The organism is Thermococcus sp. LS2, from assembly GCF_012027375.1.
Taxonomy (GTDB): Archaea; Methanobacteriota_B; Thermococci; order Thermococcales; family Thermococcaceae; genus Thermococcus_B.
This window is the reverse complement of record NZ_SNUI01000011.1, coordinates 23634-43428: the sequence shown is the minus strand read 5'-3', so window position 1 is coordinate 43428 and position 19795 is coordinate 23634. Positions and strand designations below refer to the sequence as shown.

At 39.9% G+C, this 19795-nt stretch carries 23 protein-coding genes and 1 pseudogene; 16 read left to right on the top strand and 8 right to left on the bottom strand.

Translation table 11 applies throughout. The annotated features are described in order from the left end of the window. Window positions 1-248 precede the first annotated feature (248 nt). The 9 genes and pseudogenes from E3E24_RS11480 to rpl18a all read left to right on the top strand — a co-directional run bounded on the left by E3E24_RS11480 (window position 249) and on the right by rpl18a (window position 6963). On the top strand, window positions 249-1325 hold the full coding sequence (locus tag E3E24_RS11480) for a hypothetical protein (RefSeq protein WP_167916043.1): 1077 nt from the start codon (window positions 249-251) through the stop codon (window positions 1323-1325). A gap of 358 nt (window positions 1326-1683) precedes the next feature. Beyond that, entirely contained in the window at window positions 1684-2874 is a 1191-nt protein-coding gene (locus tag E3E24_RS11475) for a hypothetical protein (RefSeq protein WP_167916042.1), read from the top strand. A gap of 11 nt (window positions 2875-2885) precedes the next feature. Further along, window positions 2886-3758, top strand: a complete 873-nt coding sequence (locus tag E3E24_RS11470; RefSeq protein WP_167916041.1) for a hypothetical protein — start codon at window positions 2886-2888, stop codon at window positions 3756-3758. 10 nt (window positions 3759-3768) lie between these two features. After that, window positions 3769-4698 (top strand): hypothetical protein, encoded by a 930-nt coding sequence (locus E3E24_RS11465; protein WP_167916040.1) that lies wholly within the window; start codon window positions 3769-3771, stop codon window positions 4696-4698. Window positions 4699-4741: 43 nt separating this feature from the next. After that, on the top strand, window positions 4742-5347 hold the full coding sequence (locus E3E24_RS11460) for an asparagine synthase-related protein (RefSeq protein WP_167916054.1): 606 nt from the start codon (window positions 4742-4744) through the stop codon (window positions 5345-5347). 102 nt (window positions 5348-5449) lie between these two features. Then, window positions 5450-5605, top strand: a complete 156-nt coding sequence (locus E3E24_RS11455; protein ID WP_042681108.1) for a 50S ribosomal protein L39e — start codon at window positions 5450-5452, stop codon at window positions 5603-5605. A gap of 6 nt (window positions 5606-5611) precedes the next feature. Next, a pseudogene (locus tag E3E24_RS11450) lies at window positions 5612-5881 on the top strand (50S ribosomal protein L31e); the annotation flags it as partial. Window positions 5882-6033: 152 nt separating this feature from the next. Beyond that, window positions 6034-6720, top strand: a complete 687-nt coding sequence (locus E3E24_RS11445; RefSeq protein WP_167916038.1) for a translation initiation factor IF-6 — start codon at window positions 6034-6036, stop codon at window positions 6718-6720. Window positions 6721-6726: 6 nt separating this feature from the next. After that, window positions 6727-6963 (top strand): 50S ribosomal protein L18Ae, encoded by a 237-nt coding sequence (gene rpl18a, locus E3E24_RS11440; RefSeq protein WP_167885967.1) that lies wholly within the window; start codon window positions 6727-6729, stop codon window positions 6961-6963. A gap of 19 nt (window positions 6964-6982) precedes the next feature. Here the strand turns inward: rpl18a and E3E24_RS11435 are convergent, their stop codons facing one another. After that, complete coding sequence (locus tag E3E24_RS11435) at window positions 6983-7531, bottom strand: class I SAM-dependent methyltransferase (RefSeq protein ID WP_167916037.1); 549 nt, start codon at window positions 7529-7531, stop codon at window positions 6983-6985. A 234-nt stretch (window positions 7532-7765) separates the two neighbouring features. Here E3E24_RS11435 and pfdA point away from each other — a divergent pair, with 234 nt between their 5' ends. Continuing rightward, complete coding sequence (gene pfdA, locus E3E24_RS11430; protein WP_167916036.1) at window positions 7766-8212, top strand: prefoldin subunit alpha; 447 nt, start codon at window positions 7766-7768, stop codon at window positions 8210-8212. On the opposite strand, the gene E3E24_RS11425 is transcribed toward pfdA, so the two are convergent. Then, on the bottom strand, window positions 8202-8975 hold the full coding sequence (locus tag E3E24_RS11425; protein WP_167916035.1) for a hypothetical protein: 774 nt from the start codon (window positions 8973-8975) through the stop codon (window positions 8202-8204). The genes pfdA and E3E24_RS11425 overlap by 11 nt on opposite strands. Then, window positions 8972-9898 carry an SDR family oxidoreductase gene (locus E3E24_RS11420; RefSeq protein ID WP_167916034.1) on the bottom strand — a complete coding sequence of 309 codons (927 nt, stop codon included), beginning with the start codon at window positions 9896-9898 and terminating at the stop codon, window positions 8972-8974. Before E3E24_RS11420 ends, E3E24_RS11425 begins: the two co-directional genes overlap by 4 nt. An 87-nt stretch (window positions 9899-9985) precedes the next feature. On the opposite strand from E3E24_RS11420, the gene E3E24_RS11415 reads away from it, so the two are divergent. Next, window positions 9986-11626: a DUF4932 domain-containing protein gene (locus tag E3E24_RS11415; RefSeq protein WP_167885962.1), complete on the top strand. Its 1641-nt coding sequence runs from the start codon at window positions 9986-9988 to the stop codon at window positions 11624-11626. 80 nt (window positions 11627-11706) lie between these two features. After that, window positions 11707-12726, top strand: coding sequence for an adenylosuccinate synthetase (locus E3E24_RS11410; protein ID WP_167885961.1), 1020 nt, complete (start codon window positions 11707-11709; stop codon window positions 12724-12726). Here the strand turns inward: E3E24_RS11410 and E3E24_RS11405 are convergent. The 3 genes from E3E24_RS11405 to E3E24_RS11395 are packed head-to-tail and all read right to left on the bottom strand — an operon-like array spanning window position 12723 to window position 15288. Continuing rightward, window positions 12723-13517 carry a DUF5700 domain-containing putative Zn-dependent protease gene (locus E3E24_RS11405; protein ID WP_167885960.1) on the bottom strand — a complete coding sequence of 265 codons (795 nt, stop codon included), beginning with the start codon at window positions 13515-13517 and terminating at the stop codon, window positions 12723-12725. The genes E3E24_RS11410 and E3E24_RS11405 overlap by 4 nt on opposite strands. Before the next feature lie 20 nt (window positions 13518-13537). Further along, a complete protein-coding gene (locus E3E24_RS11400) occupies window positions 13538-14308 on the bottom strand; it encodes an alpha/beta hydrolase (protein WP_167916033.1) in 771 nt (256 codons plus the stop codon). A gap of 47 nt (window positions 14309-14355) precedes the next feature. Then, window positions 14356-15288, bottom strand: coding sequence for a caspase family protein (locus tag E3E24_RS11395; RefSeq protein ID WP_167916032.1), 933 nt, complete (start codon window positions 15286-15288; stop codon window positions 14356-14358). Window positions 15289-15478: 190 nt separating this feature from the next. Here E3E24_RS11395 and E3E24_RS11390 point away from each other — a divergent pair, with 190 nt between their 5' ends. Continuing rightward, window positions 15479-16861 carry a hypothetical protein gene (locus E3E24_RS11390; protein WP_167916031.1) on the top strand — a complete coding sequence of 461 codons (1383 nt, stop codon included), beginning with the start codon at window positions 15479-15481 and terminating at the stop codon, window positions 16859-16861. Between the two features lies 1 nt (window position 16862). On the opposite strand, the gene E3E24_RS11385 is transcribed toward E3E24_RS11390, so the two are convergent. Further along, window positions 16863-17615, bottom strand: a complete 753-nt coding sequence (locus E3E24_RS11385) for a nucleotidyltransferase domain-containing protein (protein ID WP_167885957.1) — start codon at window positions 17613-17615, stop codon at window positions 16863-16865. Between the two features lie 210 nt (window positions 17616-17825). Between E3E24_RS11385 and E3E24_RS11380 the strand changes: the two genes are divergently transcribed. After that, window positions 17826-18524, top strand: a complete 699-nt coding sequence (locus E3E24_RS11380) for a hypothetical protein (RefSeq protein WP_167885956.1) — start codon at window positions 17826-17828, stop codon at window positions 18522-18524. 14 nt (window positions 18525-18538) lie between these two features. After that, a complete protein-coding gene (locus tag E3E24_RS11375; RefSeq protein WP_167885955.1) occupies window positions 18539-18910 on the top strand; it encodes a hypothetical protein in 372 nt (123 codons plus the stop codon). A 100-nt stretch (window positions 18911-19010) separates the two neighbouring features. Here E3E24_RS11375 and E3E24_RS11370 read toward each other — a convergent pair whose 3' ends face one another. Continuing rightward, on the bottom strand, window positions 19011-19169 hold the full coding sequence (locus E3E24_RS11370; RefSeq protein ID WP_167885954.1) for a hypothetical protein: 159 nt from the start codon (window positions 19167-19169) through the stop codon (window positions 19011-19013). A gap of 292 nt (window positions 19170-19461) precedes the next feature. Here E3E24_RS11370 and E3E24_RS11365 point away from each other — a divergent pair, with 292 nt between their 5' ends. Next, window positions 19462-19794 (top strand): hypothetical protein, encoded by a 333-nt coding sequence (locus E3E24_RS11365; RefSeq protein WP_167885953.1) that lies wholly within the window; start codon window positions 19462-19464, stop codon window positions 19792-19794. The last annotated feature ends 1 nt before the right edge of the window (window position 19795 follow it).

Sequence of the window (19795 nt, the reverse complement as noted above, 5' to 3'; positions counted from 1 at the left end):
TCCCGACCTCTCGCAAAGAGGCAAAAGAGTTTATAAGGGTTTGGCTTTTAAAGGTTGCCGTGAATTCTCAGTTTTTTGAGTGTTTATTAGAGTTTGAGTAAGTTACTTTTACTTTGTTGTTTTGAGAAAGTTTATATTTGGGTGTTGGTGGTTGTAATTTTTGCACTTTTGGTTGTTCGTAATTGGAAAAGTATTTATAGTACTTTTATTTATAGTATTATTGAGTACCCTTGTTTGGGGGGGGCGAAATGCAAAGATGGGTAGTTTTGGGCATTATTGGGTTGTTGGTCTTTAGCAGTTTTGGTTTTGTTTTTGCTCAAGAAAGCTTCCAGGAAGTCAAGAGTTTGCAAGTTAGGACTGAGAAGTGTGAAAGTTGCTTTTGTCAGGATTTCGATGTGGATAAAGCTTTGGGTGATGTGAATGCAAGGATTGAGAACTTGACTAAAGTGATTAATCAGAAGGAGGCAGAGTTGCAAAAGCTTTATGCTGAACTCAACAAAACCAAAAGCATTGAAACCCTTGAGAAAATTGTTAAGCTTGAAAGAGAAGTTCAAGGTTTGAAGATTTTTCTTGCTACATATCAGGCAGACAAGGAAAAACTAATATTCTTTAAGAAGTATACGAGAAAAACACCCTATGGGTTACAGATTCTTTATTATCAGCTTCCTAAAGAAAGTGAGGTTCTCAAAGAATACATCAAGAAAGTTCATCCTGTTAGGAAAGATGTTGATTTAGAGTGGTTCCAAGGGTATTATCTTCAGGCTAAGGAGTTGATAATGTACAAGCGCTTATTGGCTGATGTTGAGATTAAGAGAAAGTTGGAAGAACTTAAGAAGAACAACCAATCAAACCTTAATGATGAGGATATTCAGTACATCTTAAAGAGGCTTGATAAAATAAAAGCACTTCAAGAAAAACTAAACACTCGCATTGTAGACTCTGCACTCCTAGAAGAATATTTAAGATTAAGAGAAACAGGAAAACAACAGACCCTACTCCAAAGTGCAACAGTAACACCGCTAGTAATAAATTATGGGGGGTTACCAAAGGGTTATCTTTGTTGTCCAGACGATCCATATTACTGTTCACTCTGTGAATATCCAAAACAAATACTCTCTGATAACTTTATGCATCCCCTTGGACTCATACAGATGGATTTGCAACATTCTATAATCTACAACCCGTTGGTGTCTGGGTTGGAATGTATCAATCCCCAACACCTGACGAAGATTACTATTGGGGAATGTATTGTACGGAAGAATTCCCATCAACAAATAATCCTAATGAAATCTGGAATATTTACTGGTTATACGCGACAGAGCTAGCGAACAGTCCTTCATTTGAAGATCATGGTTCCATTCAAATCAAATTCTTCTATGATGGGACAGCATACAATTACTTTACGGGACATTATCAAACAGCTAATTTGATATATCAGTATAACTGCAACAAGAACGGATGTTATAAATCACCAATTTTAGATCCCTTGCCCTCTAATCCAAGATATCATCCAAGTCCGTATACAGACACGCTGTACATATATGTTAAGGTACTAGCATGCTGTAACGGAGGACTTGTTGGAAGTTCGTGTAAGTGGGCTAATAGGCATTGTTCGAGCTGTTTTGCTCCAGATGAGTCCAAATCACAGAACTTCCCGTATGAGGGGTAAGGAGGTATGGAAAAGTGAAAATCTCTAAGCTTTCTTTATTTTTGCTTTTTATCTTACTTCTTTTGGTTTCTTTAGTTATAGTTAGTCAGAAGTTTCAAGAGCAAGAAAATAAGGAGGGTTTTTCTAATGTTACGCTTGATAATATTTCCGCTAAGTCTTTTAAGTCTTTAGGAAACAAAACGCCTCTTAAAGGAGAATTTACACCAATTCTAACTCTTTCTGCGTGGGATTTTCAGGGTTTTGGAAATAAGTTTTTTGCTTATACCAACTCTGGTTTGTCAGTTTATGATTTGGAAACTGGAAAAATAGTGGTAAGCATTACTCCTGTTTATGATTATTACTTTTCAAACGGTTATGCTTATATAAAAACCGACAATGGAAGTTTTGTTTTGGACTATAAGACGCTGAGGCTTGAAGAAGTAAATCTTATGAATGGGGATAAGTATGTATTCAGGTTTAACAAGTGTGTAATTAGAATCAGGGAGAAGAGCTCTTTGATAAATGGAAAAGAGTTCAAATTCAGTTCCACTCCAAAAATTGCCTTTTTTAATAATAGTTTTGTGATATTTGGTCTTGTAAGTTCAGTTGATGAGAAGATTATCTTCTTTGACAAGAGATGTAACCTCCTTAAAGAGCACGTAATCCCCTACATGTCAGATTTTAAAGTTTTAGATGATAAAATTTTCTTTATTGATCGAAAACTGTACTCTAAAACTTTACCCAAATTTCCGGAACTTGAAGGAGAAATGATCATGCATGAATATCTTAAGGAAGCTGAAGTTTATTTGTTTGCCGATAATGGTACTTTAATTGTTAATCTAACTCTCAGTAGTGCCATAGGTTTCCACAACAATACAATTTACACTATTTATCCTCATGGAATTGGGAAATTTTATTTGTCTAATAAATCTCTGGAGAAAAAAGTAGTTGATTATGTGTTGTATCCCGGATGGGCGGTTGTTCAGGGAGTTTATGGGGACTTTACTAAGGACTTTATGTCTTTTGTTTATTGGGGTTTCTCTGGAGAAGCGGGAACACCATTCAGTGGAATTTGTGTTTATCCTTATGAAAAAACTATAAAATGCACCCCCTATTACTCAGAAACTAAAAGGGTAAATCCAATTGATGAGATAAAAGCATGGAGTAAATATTTTGCAATTGTACCAAGGGGAACAACTCAGGTTATTATATATGAGGTCAGATAAGGTGTTCAGACATGAAGCTTAGGGAGACTCTTAAGACAGTGAAAGCTGGTAATGCTACAATTGAGGATGCTTTAAAGCTTATTCAGCAGAGGGCGGAAATCTGGGACAGAATTTATGCTTACTTAGAGGAGAGAAACAAACTGCAAACACTCAAAAGACTTAAAGAACTTGGAAGACAACAAACAATCATGAAAACAATAGGAATAGAGCCGCTTGCATACAACTTCGGAGGAATAAACGAAGGAAGTTCATGTTTAAGCATAACATGCTACTTAAGCTATGGATATAAGGACACACTGCCAGGAGTTTATGATATAAACGAAACAGGAACAAATCCACCAGAAGAGGTATATTACCAGGTTTTTTCTCCAGTTGCAGTTTGGGTGGGTATTTATGAAAGCCCAACTCCAAACATGGACTATTACTGGAGAGAGTACTGCACTTATGAGTTCCCATCAACAAGTACAGATGTGAAAAAATATTGGGATAAAGCTGTTGAGTTGCATCCAGGTTCGCAGTTTGAAGACTTTGGCTCTATCCAAGTTAAACTATTTTATGATGGAATGGCATATAATCCAAAAGAAGGATCATATCAAGGAAGCAACATAATTTGGCAGTTTGAATGCAACAAGAATGGATGCTGGGTCACAAGCTACCATCCAAAACTTCTTTCACCTCCGGATGTAACATACAGAAATCAGGAGTACATGCTTTATATCTATGCAAGAGTATTAGAATGCTGTAGTGGTGGTGATGTCAGTAGTCTTACTTGTAAATGGGCTAATCGGCATTGTGATGGATGTTTTGCTCCAGATGAGTCAAAATCACAGAACTTTGCAGTAGTTGTCAGAGATGGGTGGGATTGGATAATAAAATTCGGATGAGGGATAGCGAATGAACAGGCGAAGAGCCATTTTTATCGTTGGTCTTTTACTTTTGGCTTTTTACTTCTTTCCCAAGGGTATAATTATTGAGATAAATAAGCCTACCAGCGTTAGCTTCACTGAAAGTGCATCTCTTTCAAACCACTGTCTTTTCACAATTAAGATTAAATCTTGGTTTTTTGAGTCAAAGTCTGGAGAGGATAATGTTACGTTCTACATTCTTAAAAACAACACTGTATTGGCCAATTACACGCTTAAAGGCATCAAAGGATCTTATGTTTGTCTTCCGGATGGAATTTTGCTGTATGCATACTACCCGAGCGATGCTGCTGGAGACACCTCAATGGTGCTTTTGAGCTACAATCTTACCAAAGTGTGGGAGAGAAAGTTTGTGGGCGTGATTTTGCCCAGCTACTACAAAAACGGTACTCTTTTCTTCATCAAGCATGGAAGTTTTAAGCAAGACATTAAGTCCTGCATCTACATAATGAACTTAACTGCTGGGAATTTTACCACTAAATTCTGTCCTAACATTCCAAGAGGGTTCAGAATATCTAACGTCAAAATTATTGACGACAGGTTTTATTTTGTAGCAACATATGTCGAAACTAAATTTTTATGGGTTAAAACTAATGGGGAATTGTATCTTATCGAAGAAGGCAAGGTTAGAAAAGCCCATGTCGCAAGCATTAGTGGCAGTGCCATTGGTGCAGGCTTCTGGGTTGATGCCAACGATAAATATGTCGCCGTCGCTTACTTCCTTGCGAATGAGGAAGGAGATTGGAAGAATGGGCTGTGTGTTTTTACGAGCGGACGTCTGATTAAGATAGCATGCAAAAAGCTTGATAAAGCTCCCAAAAACGTGAAAATTGAAGGTAGAATGGTCTACATAAAATTCAGAGATGGAACTATTAAGGCATACAAAATAATTGCCCCATAGAAAAAGTTAATAACTTCTATCTGCTTGCTTTCCTTTGATAAAAATGAAAGTTTATCACCTCTACAGCGGGGGCAAAGATTCCTCATTAGCTGCCTGGATTCTACAAAAATTGGGGTATGAAGTAAAGTTAATCACGATAAGCTTTGGTCTTCTTGATAATTGGAAATATGCAAAGGAAACTGCCGATAGGTTGGGTTTTAACCATGAGGTTGTGTTTTTAGATAGGAAAATTTTAGAAAAAGCTGCCGGGATGTGCATTAGGGATGGACATCCAAGCAACGCAATTCAGTTTATCCATGAAACAGCCCTCGAAGAGATCGCAAGCCGTGAGGAGGTTGAGAGAATAAGCGACGGCACGAGAAGAGATGATAGGGTTCCTTTTTTGGATTTGAGGAAGACAAGGAGCCTTGAAGATAGGTTTAACGTTCAGTATATAAGACCCCTACTTGGGTTAGGCTACAAAACAATAAGAGAGCTTACAGAAAAACTCTTCATTGTTGAAATTAGAGAAAGTGAAAAGCTGGAAAAGAGCGACTATGAAGTTGAACTGAGACACCTCCTGAGGCTTAAGGGAATAGACCCGTTGACAATATTCCCGAAGAGGCACTATCAGTCGAGAGTTCTGGGATGGAAGAAGCAAGATTTATAAAAGGAAACTGAAATGTTAGCTCTGAATTAATGGGAAGATTTAAATAAGCTTAAGCTTCAAGCTTAGTTAGGACTTATTACGATAACTTTGGGAGGGATAGAGATGGCAAGGAACAAGCCTCTTGCAAAGAAGCTTCGCTTGGCGAAGGCTGCTAAGCAGAATAGGAGAGTTCCTGTGTGGGTTATCGTGAAGACAAACAGAAGAGTTATAACTCACCCGAAGAGGAGATACTGGAGAAGAACAAAGCTTAAGGAGTGATGAAAAATGGCGATTAAGATCGGGGATGAGGTTATTTTCACAGTTCCAATAAAGAAAATCAAGAAGATTGCCCCAAGATGGAAGAGAGCGCCAAGAGCAGTCAAGTTCGTTAGGGAGTTTGTTGCAAGACATGCAAAAGCCGAAGAGGTTATCATAGCCCCAGAAGTCAACGAAAAGATTTGGGAAAGAGGAATTGAGAAGCCGCCAAGCAAGCTCAGGGTTAAAGTTAAGGTAGTCGAGGAAGAGGTTGAAGGAAAAGGCAAGGTCAGAGTTGCCTATGTTGAGCTTCCACCAGAGGCAAAGAAGACAGTAAAGGAAGAAAAGAAGACTGAGGAAAAGAAAGAAGAAGAAAAGAAACCCGAAGCGCAGCCAAAAGAAGAGGCTGAGAGCTGATTTCTCAATTTTTATTATCTCGTGAGTGGTGAAAAATGCACATAGAAAGACTTGACTTTGAAAATTCCCCCTATCTGGGTGTGTTTGGTGTCGCTACAGATAAAGTGCTCTTGGTTAGAGAGGGCCTTCAAGAAAAGAAGCTCAATGTTTTGAGAGAAGTTCTAAAAGTCCCAATTATTGAAACGAGCATTATGAAATCCAGAATCGTTGGTGTATTTGTTGCTGGAAACTCAAACGCCATTGTTGTCCCCTATTACATTTGGGATACTGAACTTGAGAGAATCAATGCTGCTTTGAGGGAATATGGCCTTGATATTAGGGTTGAGCCCTTTTTGAGCAAGCTGACGGCTTTAGGCAACTTGATTTTAGCTAATGACAAAGCAGCTCTTGTGAGCGCAAAGTTCACAAGAGAAGAAGCAAAGCAGCTTGAAGACATCCTGGGAGTAGAAGTAGAGCGCGGTGTTATAGCTGATTTCCACGCCGTTGGAAGCGTCGGCGTCGTTACAAACAAAGGTGGCTTAGTTCACCCTGAGACGACTGAAGAAGAACTCGAATGGCTGAGAGATTTGTTCAAAGTTGACATTTATCTTGGCACTGCAAATCAAGGTGTTCCATTCGTTGGTTCCTGTCTGTTGGCTAATTCCTTCGGAGTTGTCGTCGGGCATCTCACAACCGGTCCTGAAATTGTTAAGATTGAAGAAGCACTGGGCTTTTTGGGGTGAGGCAGGATGGAGGTTAAAGTTTATCGCGTTAAGGGCATTTTCGAAAGAGAAGGGAAAAAGCAAAAATTCACAAAGGAATACAGAGCTGTAAAGCCAGAGGACGTTGTTGAGCTCGTCTATTCCGAAATTGGAAGCAAGCACAGGGTAAAGAGGACAAAGATATTGATTGAGAGCATTGAGGAAATTAACCCCGAGGAAGCCGAAGATCCCGTAGTTAGGAGACTTAGCCTAGAGCTTGCTTAACTTCTGTTCCTCTTTTTTGTTATGGTTGAGGGTTTGATAAGCTCAAGGTAAAACAAGTGCTCATGCTTTTCTTTTCTAACAACGTTGAACCAATACTCTTTGCTAAGCTCTCGACCTGCTCACATGTTTGCGGAGCTGGGAAAACAACGGCATACCTTGCATTTATAACCTCTTTTTCTGAGCGGGCAATCACATTGATATTGTAAAGGAGACATCTCGGAATTACTGCATCCCAAATGTGCATCTTTCCGCCTTTGCGAAGGACACGATAGCACTCCCTAAAGGCTTCCCGCAAATCCCTCATGTGCATAAGCGAGAAGAAAGAGGGCACTGTGTCAAAGTATTCGTCTGGGAATCCCATTTTCTTCGCGTCACCTTTAATGAACTTCCCCTTGGCTCCTCTGCTCTTTGCTTCCTCGAGCTCTTTCTCCGAAATGTCAAGGATGTAAATCTCACCGCTTGCAGTCCTTCCAATAACACCTTCCCCTCCGCCACCTATATCGAGAATCCTACCAGAGAGCTGTGGTAGTTCCACTTCAACCCATGGAGTTTTGACTATAAGCTTCATTTTGCTCACTCCTTTCCAGCCACAGCCAGCCAATCATTCCAACCAAATTAGCCGCTGAATGAAAAGCATAAGCTGGAATCAAAGAGTTACTAATATTTAGGTATTCAATTTCAACTTCCCGCCTCAAACCTGATCAATGCAACATTCCATGCGAAATTTAAAAGTTTTCTAAAGCTGGCTCTATCATGCAAACCCTTAAAAGGCAACTCTCCAATTTTTCTTTGGTGGTAAAAAATGGCGCAGAATCAGGAGCAACTTGAAAGATTAGCTTATGAATATCAGCTCTTACAAGCTCAAGCTCAGCTTTTAGCTCAAAATTTAGAGCTCTTAACTCTTGGAATGAATGAGTTTAGAGCAGTAAAAGAAACCCTTGAAGAGCTTAAAAAGGTTGAGGACGAGAAGCCCGAGATATTGGTTCCAGTTGGAGCGGGCTCATTTCTCAAGAGCATGATAGTTGACAAAGAGCACGCAATTGTCAGCATTGGAGCTGGATATGCAATTGAAAAGAGCTTAGACGATGCAATTGCCTACTTAGATGCGAGAATTAAGGAATACGAAGACGCGATAAAGAGGACTCAAGAGGCATTACAGCAGATTGAGCAAAAACTCCAAGATTTAGCACAAAAAGCTCAAAAGATACAGCAAGAACAAGCAATGGGGTTTAAGGTTCCTAAAAAGTAACCGCTAGCTTTATGCTTTCCCTTACCTCTTTCTTTAGAGACAGCACCATTTCTCCTACAATCTCAAATTCTCCGTGCCCGCTGATTATTGAGATTTTTCCAAGACTTCTGGCAAATTCTTTTGGTGTTATGAGCTTCTCATGTGAGATAATCACCAAAGGTTCATCTATAAAGTTGTAGGTGAATGAGCCGCTTTCATGGTCCCAGAACAGAAATTCCTCGGCTTTATTTCCCTTGAGAAGAACTCTAACCTCTTTCGCCTTATTCAGACTCAGAGAAACTTCCCCTCTAAATCCATATTCTAGCGGAGAAAATGTTATCTGGGCATAATCTTCTTGAGTTGCCAGTGTTAGATTCTCTTGTGAGAATTCAAAAATGTATTTGGGCAGTATGTAGAGGATTAGAATGCCGCTCCTCAATCTGAAGCCAGGCAATTCTAAGGTTCCAGCTCCGCTTACGTCAACCTCCACCCTGTATTCGTTTGGTTCGAGGAGCAGTTCCTTTGCTGTAATCTCTGCTTCCTTTTCAAATCTCCGTGATGTGGAGAACATGAGTCCTTCATAGTACGTTCTCCCTATATGCTTGCCCGTTATTATGCTGCTTGAGCATAGGAATGTTCCAAATTCGGCTTTTTCTTCCTTTGGCAGGATAATCAGATTTTCTTTAGTCTCAATTTTGCTTGAAAACTCTTCAACGGCTTTAACAAGCTTCCTCCTTAGAAATGAGGAGAATTTGGAGCTTGGGGTTATGCTCAAGACTTTCATGCTTTTTGCCCCCTATACCATTCAATTGTTCTCAAAAGCCCTTCCTCAAGAGAGTACTCTGGTTTAAAGCCGAGCTTCTTGATTTTACTTATATCAGCTTGGCTGTGTTTTATATCGCCGGGTCTTGGTTTATCAAAGATTATTGAGCTTAAGGAATTTGTTGCATCAATGATCTTCATAGCCAGCTCAAGGATTGTCGTTCTCTCACCACGAGCAACATTAAATACTTCTCCGTTTGCTCTCTCCTTCTCCGCAACTAAGACGTTTGCTTTAACGACATCTTTAACATAAATGAAGTCTCTCGTCTGTTTTCCATCTCCAAAAATTATCAGCGGCTCATTTTTTAAAGCACGATTGATGAAGATGCTTATAACTCCAGCATACTGGTTGTATCCTTGTCTTTCACCAAAGACGTTGAAATACCTCAAAGCCACTGTTGGGACTCCATAGATCTCGTAAAATATCTTACAATAATACTCTCCAGATACTTTTGTAACTCCATAAGGTGACAAAGGCCTAGGCTCTTCTTCCTCTTTCAGAGGCAGATTTTGATTGTCGCCATATACAGCGGCAGAGGATGCAAAGATAAGTTTGCCATGTCCTTCGCTTAAAGCTCTTAGGATATTCAGCGTTCCCAAAACATTAATCTCTTCGGTTAAAATTGGCTTCTCCACGCTTTCGACAACACTTACAAGTGCTGCCTCATGAAAGACGTAATCCGCTTGGCTTATCACGTCGGCTATGCTTTCATAATCTCGAATATCAGCTTGGATGAATTTTACATTTTCTGGCACATTCTCAACTTTTCCCGAATAGAGGTTGTCAATAACAACAACTTCGTTGTCTTTGCTGAGCTCTTCAGCAATATGTGAGCCTATGAAACCAGCCCCACCAGTAACCACAATGAGCTTGTTTTTTATCATTTTAAACACCTAAGAGCATTTGTATTTTCAAGTTTTATCCTTTACCCTTTGCAATAAAACTTTTATTTTTAACTTTCTAAACTTAATATGGTGGTAAGTGTGAAGAAAGCTTCATTAATTTTGTGCTTTCTTCTGCTTATCTCTCAAACACCTCTTATCAAAGCTGAAGAGCAGCCTCAAGTTGTGGTGGAAGTCAACCCCAACCTTGAATTGTTTGCTGTGGTGTATATTCTGGCGTTTAATGGGAGTGATGAGTTTATAATTGCTCCCCAAAGCTATGTTGATGATGTTTTGACGTACTTTGCCCCCCACAAGGATCATATGGCAGTAAAATCAATGCGGCAAATGTTTCCTAAAAATTTGCCCAACTATGTCAAAGATGAAAACATCTTGAACTGGGCAAGCAGTTTAGCTGTTATGGATTATCTTGGAGATAAAGAGAACTTATCAGATTTTTATGCTGAGCTTTCAGACTTTGCCAAGGAAAGCAACTTCATAGAGTTCTATAATGCCCACAGAGAGGAATATGAGAAAGCGCTTACTCCAATTGAGGATATTTTTAAAGAGCTGGACTTTATTGAGAAGCTTGAGAATCGCTCTGGAAAGAAATATAATGAATATCGAGTTGAACTTTCATATTCTCTCTTCATTCACCTTCACTCACGTCAAACGGTGACTAAGGCATACATGATTGGTTCTGTACCTTGGAGTTATTTAGACAATCTGCGTTACACTGGCTTGCCAAACATTCAAGCAATCAAAGACTACATGTTTAGGGCCTTTTTCATCCACGAGTTTGCTCATGCATTTTTGGATTCTGATAGGCTTGGCATGTCATCAGAGTACCGCTTTATCTACCAAAAAGTTTTGGAAGAGCTTCCTTTTACGGCATATAATCTGGATTTTTCCACAAGTGGGGCGTATCTAAACGAAAACTTGGTTGAAGCTTTTACCCATTATTATCTTGCAGAACACTACAACTCTACCATTGCAGATTACTCTATCCTAAAAGATGCGACTCATGGCTATGTTCTTGTTTGGGATTTGGCCAAAGCATTTCAAGAAAACATTTCATTCAGTCAGATACCGGAAGTTGTGGGAAAGCTGGTAACGAAAAACAACCTAAGCAGATACTTTAATTCAAAAATGCCTGTAAATGGGTTTTGGGCAGCGAATAGAATTTACACAGACAAAAGTGTCATTATAGTTTACGGAACGCAGAATCCAGACAAAAGCGGAAATGAATACGATAAAGAGACTGCACTTATGCTTGCTGATAAGTTGAGAAGTGCGGGAATATTGGTTGAAGTTAAGAGTGATAAAGAACTCACAAATGAAAATTTGAGAAGTAATTTAATAGTAATTGGAGGGCCTGCAGCAAATGAGTTAACAAGAAGCTTAATTGAAAAGCTCGCTGTAAAATTTTCTTTTAACGGCGACTGGGAGATTGTAAGAAACTTCACAGCTGTTGAAAATCCAATTTCGTTCATCTTTTCAAACGGTAGCATTAAAGTGGTTAAGTCAGATGCTCCAGTTCCCGAAGAATACCCTTTAGGAGTTGTTCAAACCTTAAGAAATCCATGGAACAACGAGAAGTTCATAATTGTGATTGCTGGCGTTGATAGGTACTGCACAAGAAAAATGCTCCGATATTTTAACTACAACAGTAGCTACCTGATTAAAGGAAGGAGCTTCTTTGAGGAGGGATTTTATTTCCAAGTCGAATAAATTTCAACATTTCCTTGTTAATTTTTCATTTTTCCGAAACTGTTTTAAGGGTGTTATTGACTTATCTATGGGTAAGAGCCATGCCAAGTGTTATTGTTGTTGGTGGACAATGGGGAGATGAGGGAAAAGGTTCTGTAATTGCCTATCTTGCTCTGCATGATAAACCAGATGTCATTGCACGCGGAGGAGTAGGAACAAACGCAGGACACAGCGTTTTTATACACGGGAAAAAATACGCAGTTAGACAGCTGCCCACGGGTTTTATGAACAGAGAAGCAAGGCTCTTGGTCGGAGCTGGAGTTTTAGTTGACCCAGAGGTTTTCTTCCATGAGCTTGAGCATCTCAAAGAGTTCGATGTTGCCAAGAGGGTTGGCATAGATTATAGGTGTGCAATAATTGAGCCACACCACAAGGAGCTTGATAGAACCAACGGGTATTTGCATGGAAAGATAGGTACGACTGGAAGTGGTTGTGGTCCAGCAAACGCTGACCGCGTAATGAGGAAGGCAAGACAAGCTAAAGACGTTAAGGAGCTTGAGCCTTATTTGACAGACGTTGCTCAGGAAGTAAATGACGCTTTAGATGAAGGAAAGCTTGTTTTAGTTGAAGGAACCCAGGGCTTTGGACTGAGCTTATATTTTGGTACATATCCTTATGTAACTTCAAAAGACATTTCAGCTTCAGCAATAGCAAGCGACGTTGGAATTGGGCCGACAAGGGTTGATGATGTTATAGTTGTCTTCAAGAGCTTTCCAACGAGAGTAGGAGCTGGGCCATTCCCAACAGAAATACCAATGGAAGAGGCGGAGAGAATGGGGTTAGTTGAATATGGCACAGTGACCGGAAGAAGGAGGAGAGTTGGTTGGTTTGACTTTGAGTTTGCAAGATATTCTGCAAAGATTAACGGCGCTACAATGCTTGCGGTCACGATGCTTGACAAATATGACAAAGAAGCCTTTGGCGTAACAGATTACGACAAACTGCCGAAGAAGGCAAAGGAGTTCATAGAGGAGATTGAAGACAAAGTCGGCGTTCCTGTGGCACTGATAAAAACAGGTCCAGAGCTTGAGCATATAATTGATTTGAGAGAAAACATCTAATCTCGCAGGAACTTTAATATTTCCTCCTTAATTTTCTCTTTTTCTAGCTTCGCGATCTCTTCTAAGGAAAACTTTTCTTCAAGCTTTAGGATAAACTTATAACCAAGATAGTAACCTAAGAACTGTTTTCCAAAGAGCTGATACCATGATCCGAAAAATGGATTCAAAGCTTCTCCCTTTTTAACCCTCCTCAAGAACTCTTCTTTAAGGAGCTTCTCATGTTCTTCGCACCACTCGAACCATCCTTCTTCCTCAAAGTGCCAAGGTCTGCTAGTAATTAAATCTTCAATGCGCTGGGCGAATCCTTCCGTGTAGAGCCATATTATTTGCTCATCTTCGAGCTTTTCTATGTCTTCTCCTCGTAAAAGCCAGTGGACTAAGTGTCCAAACTCATGAGCAATCAGTCCCTCAAGCTTGTCATACCATTTAAGCTCTGCAATAGCTTCAAGGCCGAAAAGAATTGAGGGCTTTCCCATGAATTCGGTTACCCATCCGGCTCCGTTCTCAAGACCAACATAGATTACAATGTTGTAGTCTTTGACGTCAAAGAGTATCTTAATTTTCCTCTCCACCTCTGGGAGAACTTTCAGAAGACTCTCATACGCAAGCTTAAGCTCGTCGGTATTTCTCTTGGTGAGGAGCTTTAGATATTCCCTCCAGTCCATTTTGTACCGCTCATAGTCCCACTTAATCTTCTCAAAGAGCTCTGGGTACTCTTGAATATACCTCAACCAGCTTTCTTCAGTGCTATTCCAGTGCTTGAGGAAAGTCGGAAATGTATCAATGAGCATTAGAATCCCCTGCATAATCTTTATGCACGCTCTTTTAGCCACTCGATTATAACTTTGTGGAACTCATCTCCCCACTCTGGGTCTTCGAAAATCTCATGATATGCTCTTTCGAACTCTTTGAGTGTTTTATCCTCAACTGTCAACTTTTCAAACAGCTTTCTCGCTCCTTCTGGAGGTGTTATGATGTCTTCAGTACCTACTAGGATTAGTATGGGAACTTTGATTTTCTCAGCCTCTTTGTGTGCTTTTTCCATATTTTCAAACAGACTCCTCCCCAAAGCTGCTGAAATTTTGTCATGCACGAGTTCATCTTCAATATATTTTCTAATAGCCTCTTTGTTTCGTGACAATAGATTTGGATCAATTCCATTGCTTAAAGTCAAGCTTTGTGCAATTGCTCCTAAAATTTTTGCTAAAGCCACCATAAAGATAGGCGTTTTTGGACTTCTTGCTAGAGCTGGTGAAGAAGCTATAACTCCTCTAATCCTATCTGGTCGTGTTTGTGCATATCTGATGACCGTTAATCCACCTAAGCTGTGTCCAAAGAGAAATGGCTTCTCGCCAATTTCCTCAATAATCTCGTCAATTATTTCCATAGTCTGTTCAATTGTTGCATGTCCTCTTTTTCCTTTGCTTTTCCCGTGTCCAGGCCAGTCAAAAGTATAGGCAGCAAATCCCTCGCTCATAAGCATTGTTATCAGCTTTTCATATCTGCCGCTGTGCTCTCCAAGACCATGAACAAGAACAACCCATCCCCTTTCAGGAGTCCCAAATTTGGCTTTGTATATCATCAAGAACACCAAATAAAAAGTTAAGAAAAGAGGGATAAAAATGTTGCTCAAGGTAACAAGTCATTCGTGAATAAATCCGCTATAACCGGTGTCTGCTGTTCACAGTTTGCATAGGCATAGTCAAATGCTTCTTCAACTGTAACGTCTGGAGTTGTTGGATCTCCGTCATGGTCATAAACGTCTGCATAGCCAAGGTTAATGCCTTCAAGGAAGAAGTAGTATGTGAACTGTCCGTGGCCCCACTCAGCGCTTTCGAGTGAGAACTCTCTTTCTCCAGATGCCATGGCTATTATTCTGCCATCAGCCGCTAGGTCAGTCATTCCGCCTGAGTAGCAGCTGTCAAAGATGAAAATCACTCTGCTTGTTGGGAAGTCCTCAAACCATGCCTTGAGCTGTCCATCCCAGATGAGCAATATCTGCCCATCAGGATTTCCATCGTGAACTACGATTGCTTCGTCAATTACTTCGTTGTCTCCATCGGCTGCTCTACCAGTTGAACCGTGACCGCTGAAATAGAAGACCACTTCATCATCCGCAGTTACCTTTGATTTGAGCGTCATAATCGCATTATAGATGTTATCAAAGCTGGCACTCATGTTTATCAAGAGGATTATGTTCTCTGGCTTGAATCCATAGACGTTGACAAGGGTGTCATAGACTAATAACGCATCATCATCTGTGTACTGCAGGTCGTTTGAAGTGCCTGGATAATCTGCAATTCCAATTACGATTGCGTATTTTTCTCCGGCGACAGGTTCACCTAAAATGCCAGTAGCTGCTGGGCTTGTAGTTGAGCTTGGCTTACCACCTCTTCTTGCGGCGGCTCTGGGAATGTAATCAACTGTTATTTTCTTACCAATGTGCACATCCTCTGCATAAAGGGGCTTTGAGAAGTCTATTTTATGTCTTGGTTGGGAAAAGGCCAATGGCACGCTAAGCAACACTATGGTTATTAACAAAATTGCTGAAAATTTCTTCATGGATATCACCGCCACGAAGTATACATGGATGTATATAAATTTTTCCCAATATTTGTGGATTTATCAACAATTAAAGATTTCTACAAAGTTCGAAACATTTCGACCATAATTTAGCGCTTTGATTGATACCTCGCATTTCAAGCCGAGAGTATTATAAACTCTAAAGTCGAAATAGACTTTGTGAGCTGGAATGGAAGAGAAAATTAATGGAATCCTAGCGTTGCTTCCCTATATTAGTAACAACAATGAGAAACTAAGAGTAATAAGTACTCTTTTAAAGATTTCTAATGGTGAGCAACAGCTGTTATCTTTGGGGTTTGATGTTGTTGAAACAATAGATGATGATTTGGAGAGAATCCAATCTCTCCTAAGCTTAGCCATTGCAGTTAAAGATGCAGACTTTGAGCTCTACAAAGGACTTATTCAAATGACTATAAATGAGGCAGAGAAACTTGCTAATCCTAAACAAAAGGCAATGGCTTTATCGGATATAGCAGTTGAAGCAGTCACATTTGATGAGAATCTTGCCATTAAGCTTGTTGAGGAAGTATTGACTTTAATACTTAAAATAGATCTCAAGGAGGATAGAACTGCCGCTGTGATGCACTTCTTAAAGACTCTCCTCAGAAGTGAAGATATTGAGGGTGCAATTAGAGTTGCAGAAAAAATTTCTGATCCCTATTACAGAGCAATAGCTTTTAGTGAAATTGGGAAAGTTCTTGTAGAAGCTAATATTCCATTGTATTCCTCAATATTCTCTCAAGCTCTGAAAAGTGCTGCTGAAATAGAGAACCCAGTTACGAGAGAAATGACCTTTGGGGAGATAATTTCAAAGCTTGCAGAGGCTGGAAAAGTTAATGAAAGTTTAAAGCTTGCAGAAAAGCTGAAAATCAAAGATGCTCGAATTCAAGTTGTTGAAGCTGCCTTCTTGAAGCTTATAGAGATAGGAAAACTGTCAGATGCTTCAAAGCTCATGAGGCTGATTGAGGACAGGGAGAAAAGGGCTAGGCTTAAGATGTTAAGTGTGGGTGCACTCATAAAGCTTGGCAATTACGGAGAGGCTCTAAGAATTGTTGAAGGCATTAGGATTTCAGCATATAAAGACATTGCGCTGAGCGAGATGAGCGTAGCGTTAGCGGAGAAAGGCGAGTTCAAGAAAGCGATTCAAGTTGCTAGACACATCCAAGACAGCTATTATAGGGGAGGTGCATTTTCTTTAATCGGCTTGGAGCTCTTTAACAAAGGTGAAGATGGATACCAACTGCTGTTCGAGAAAGCTATAGAGGAAGCAAAAACTATTAAAAGTTCACAGCTACGCTCTCGGCTCTTCTTGGATATTGCACTTAGATTAACAGCAGTAAATCTTAGGGAACCTCTCTTGGAGTTCCTCACTAGAAAGACTCAAAATGCAGAGAAAAGTATCAAAGAGGGAAACTTGGAGAGGGCTGCAAGGGAGTACAAAGAAGGACTCGAGCTGTCTGAAATAGCTAGACTTATGGACTACTCAGAGCACCTCAAAGACAAGATTTATAAAATTAGAAGAAAACTCGTCGAGAGAATTGAAGTCAGCTGACTTATACTTCGATTTTTGTTCTCAGTTGCCAGCCATTAATATTGAAGCCACCCATTTTGTCAAAGACATGCTCTATGACCAATTCAAGGTTTCTTAGTTCCAAACTTTTCATAGCACTCAGGAATAGTTTAACAAATTCTTTGTCTGGAAATTCTTCAAACATGTAAGCTTCTCTAAACTTTCCATCTGTAAAGAGGCGATAAACTTTGCTTGCTGGTGGAATTTCAACACATAAAAACTTTGAATAAATCTCAAGGGCTTTGTTAATTGTTAGATGATAAAGATAGCTAAAGCTTGGGTCGTTTCTTTCTTCTGCATCCTTTAGGCTGTCAAGCATGTCCCAGAGGAAGTATTTAGCAATCTCTACCCAAATTTCATCAGGCTTCTCAAAGGGCTTTTTCATGTATTCCAACGCTTCTCTTTTGAGCTCCTCAGCTATTCCTGTCTTATCAAAGAGGACTTTGCCAATTGTGATGATTCTTGCAGTACTTCTTTTATTCTGCTTGAATTCTTTCTTAAAGTATTGTCTAATTTGTTTTACTGGGTTTGCAAAGTATTCAATTAAAACGCCATCTATAATGACGTTCCCTCTCTCACGCCACTCAACTTTATCAGAAAGCACGATGTAAACATCTACATCAGAGTGCTTGGTTTGTAATCCAACAGCATAACTCCCAGTAAGCAGAGCCGCTTCGACAAAGTCTTTGTCTTTCCAATCCTTGAGGAACTTATCCAAAGCAGATTGCCAGTTCATAACCGAAAGTAGTTTCAAGGGTAGTTTTAAGTATTACTCTTACTGTCTTTGTGCTCTCTAAGACACTGTGATATGGATACTTCTTTAAGTTGTTTTAGGATTAATACTAATACCTCATCTGAATTTTGTCAGGTTTTAAACTTTTAGTTCACGAAATTTTTATAATTTTTGGTTGCAAAATTTATATGATAGTCCGTTGGGGGGGGGCGGATGAGGAGAAGGGCATTGTTGGGCATGTTTGTGGTGTTGCTTTTGGTTGGAGCGTATGCAGCGTATGCTTTGAACAATCCAAAGCTTCCAGAAGTTAAGGGTTGTGTAAATCCTTTTAAGGCAGTTAAGCCCGTAGAGAAAACACCAGAAAACTGGTCGAGGATTCACGTGTTCTTTAAGGCAGTTTTAAGTAAGGATATACGAGGATTAGCAAAGCCCTGGGAGGTTGATTATAAGAACGTCAAAATAGTAAAGCACACAGTAGATTACAGCGGCGAAAAGATAACAATGCTTGCCATGGGGATTCCCTTAAAAGATGGCAAGCACGTGATAGCTTATTATGAATTCTCAAAACCAGTTCAAGGAGTTAAGACAAGAAGCTACCTGTTAGAATTCACAACTTCAGAGGATAACAAAAGAATAACGACTAAAGCTGTGACTACAAATGGTGAGGTAACACCCTTAAGCACCTGTAAACACGAATGTTCCAGTGATGCAGACTGCGCCTTCCTTTGCATGTCCTATTGCTGTAGTAGAGATTATAACATACCCTGTACTATAGCATGTTGTGGCGCATGTGTATGGACAGGCAACCTGGCATATTTCCTTGGATGTGTTCTGAGTGAATGTCCTTGGTGCTATGAAGCCTGTAATCGTTGTGTCGAATATGGAACATTTTGTATGGATACAGCACCATAATTGGGGGGGTTATGTTGTTAAAGAACCTGTTAGTCAGGGGATTCATTGTGTCACTTTTTGTCATTATTTCTATCTTTGTCCTCTTTATCACAGGACAAGCAGATATGAAAGATGCAGTAAGCGCGCTAACATGCTATATTCTCGCTTCTATTGCGTCCATTGCCTTTTACCTCTTTGCCAGTAGGTACAGTAAGCTGGCATCTCTTCCCGAGCACCTTAAGGATGCCATTTCAGTAACCCTGGCAGTAGGTGTTTTCTCTAGCGCTGGAGCCCTTATATTTGGCTATAAAGCTTGGGCTTTTCCATTATTGCCTATATTGTTAGTTTATGCCATAGTGCTTATTATAGCTAATTACGAACATGCAAAAAACGATAGAAAGGTTTGAATTCAATGGAGTGGCTCAAAGCTGCTACCTATCCGAAAGTCTCGCCCTTGAGGACGGGGGGAGGTCAGATGTTGTGAAGAAGAGGGGACATACTGTGATGTCAATCAATAGCCCCGTAAGGAGGGATTTGAATGTCTGCTAACATAACATCAAAGACTTTGATTCTCAGAATGCTGTTTTTCTTTTTCCTTATTACTGCATGTCTTTTCGTAATGTTTATGATTGACGGAAGAAGTGTTGCAGAATTCGTGAGCTTCATGAAATTTTTTGCACCACTTTCTGCAGTACTGCTGGGCATGTTTATCGTCACTTACGTGATTCTGGAAAGAAAAACAAGCCTTCATAATTTAGTAAGGACGTTAATTGCGGGCATCATAAGTTACATTGCTACTCTTGGGGCAATAGACTTTTTGTACGGACTTGATTTGCAAGATGTCATATTGGGGGCCCTGTGGGTGGTATTATTAGGAGTCGTCGCAATATATGAAACCGTCGTCGATTACTATCGCCATAAAGCAGGTAATCAGAATTAGAAACGGAGGAGGTCTAAGATGAGGAAAGTGGGTGTAGATGGGAGATGGTTAGTATTTATTCCGCTCTTTTTGTATGTTATCTTTGGCTTGTCTTTACTTAGGAATGAGCCATTTTTGGATACTTTAGCGGTAATTATGATAGGAATAGTCTGCTATGCTTTTGCAATTAAGCTTAAAGCACTAGCACCATTTGCTATAGTTCTTTGGTACCTTCTAATGGCGATAGCAAAATATTTTGTGGGAACACTAACCGGTAGAGATTTACTAGTTTTTGCAATGGGTATAGCCTTTTGGATACCTATATCGCTAATAATATATTCCGTCAACCAGCCATCCAAAACCAATAGTTAAG

Coding starts and splice junctions, on each gene's coding strand:
- E3E24_RS11455 (WP_042681108.1), top strand. CDS start 5,450: ATGGCAAGGAACAAGCCTCTTGCAAAGAAGCTTCGCTTGGCGAAGGCT.
- E3E24_RS11480 (WP_167916043.1), top strand. CDS start 249: ATGCAAAGATGGGTAGTTTTGGGCATTATTGGGTTGTTGGTCTTTAGC.
- E3E24_RS11470 (WP_167916041.1), top strand. CDS start 2,886: ATGAAGCTTAGGGAGACTCTTAAGACAGTGAAAGCTGGTAATGCTACA.
- E3E24_RS11410 (WP_167885961.1), top strand. CDS start 11,707: ATGCCAAGTGTTATTGTTGTTGGTGGACAATGGGGAGATGAGGGAAAA.
- E3E24_RS11415 (WP_167885962.1), top strand. CDS start 9,986: ATGGTGGTAAGTGTGAAGAAAGCTTCATTAATTTTGTGCTTTCTTCTG.
- E3E24_RS11405 (WP_167885960.1), bottom strand. CDS start 13,517: ATGCTCATTGATACATTTCCGACTTTCCTCAAGCACTGGAATAGCACT.
- rpl18a (WP_167885967.1), top strand. CDS start 6,727: ATGGAGGTTAAAGTTTATCGCGTTAAGGGCATTTTCGAAAGAGAAGGG.
- E3E24_RS11365 (WP_167885953.1), top strand. CDS start 19,462: ATGAGGAAAGTGGGTGTAGATGGGAGATGGTTAGTATTTATTCCGCTC.
- E3E24_RS11465 (WP_167916040.1), top strand. CDS start 3,769: ATGAACAGGCGAAGAGCCATTTTTATCGTTGGTCTTTTACTTTTGGCT.
- E3E24_RS11445 (WP_167916038.1), top strand. CDS start 6,034: ATGCACATAGAAAGACTTGACTTTGAAAATTCCCCCTATCTGGGTGTG.
- E3E24_RS11380 (WP_167885956.1), top strand. CDS start 17,826: ATGAGGAGAAGGGCATTGTTGGGCATGTTTGTGGTGTTGCTTTTGGTT.
- E3E24_RS11385 (WP_167885957.1), bottom strand. CDS start 17,615: ATGAACTGGCAATCTGCTTTGGATAAGTTCCTCAAGGATTGGAAAGAC.
- pfdA (WP_167916036.1), top strand. CDS start 7,766: ATGGCGCAGAATCAGGAGCAACTTGAAAGATTAGCTTATGAATATCAG.
- E3E24_RS11420 (WP_167916034.1), bottom strand. CDS start 9,898: ATGATAAAAAACAAGCTCATTGTGGTTACTGGTGGGGCTGGTTTCATA.
- E3E24_RS11425 (WP_167916035.1), bottom strand. CDS start 8,975: ATGAAAGTCTTGAGCATAACCCCAAGCTCCAAATTCTCCTCATTTCTA.
- E3E24_RS11370 (WP_167885954.1), bottom strand. CDS start 19,169: ATGAAGCTCACGAATTCTGCAACACTTCTTCCGTCAATCATAAACATT.
- E3E24_RS11435 (WP_167916037.1), bottom strand. CDS start 7,531: ATGAAGCTTATAGTCAAAACTCCATGGGTTGAAGTGGAACTACCACAG.
- E3E24_RS11400 (WP_167916033.1), bottom strand. CDS start 14,308: ATGATATACAAAGCCAAATTTGGGACTCCTGAAAGGGGATGGGTTGTT.
- E3E24_RS11460 (WP_167916054.1), top strand. CDS start 4,742: ATGAAAGTTTATCACCTCTACAGCGGGGGCAAAGATTCCTCATTAGCT.
- E3E24_RS11390 (WP_167916031.1), top strand. CDS start 15,479: ATGGAAGAGAAAATTAATGGAATCCTAGCGTTGCTTCCCTATATTAGT.
- E3E24_RS11395 (WP_167916032.1), bottom strand. CDS start 15,288: ATGAAGAAATTTTCAGCAATTTTGTTAATAACCATAGTGTTGCTTAGC.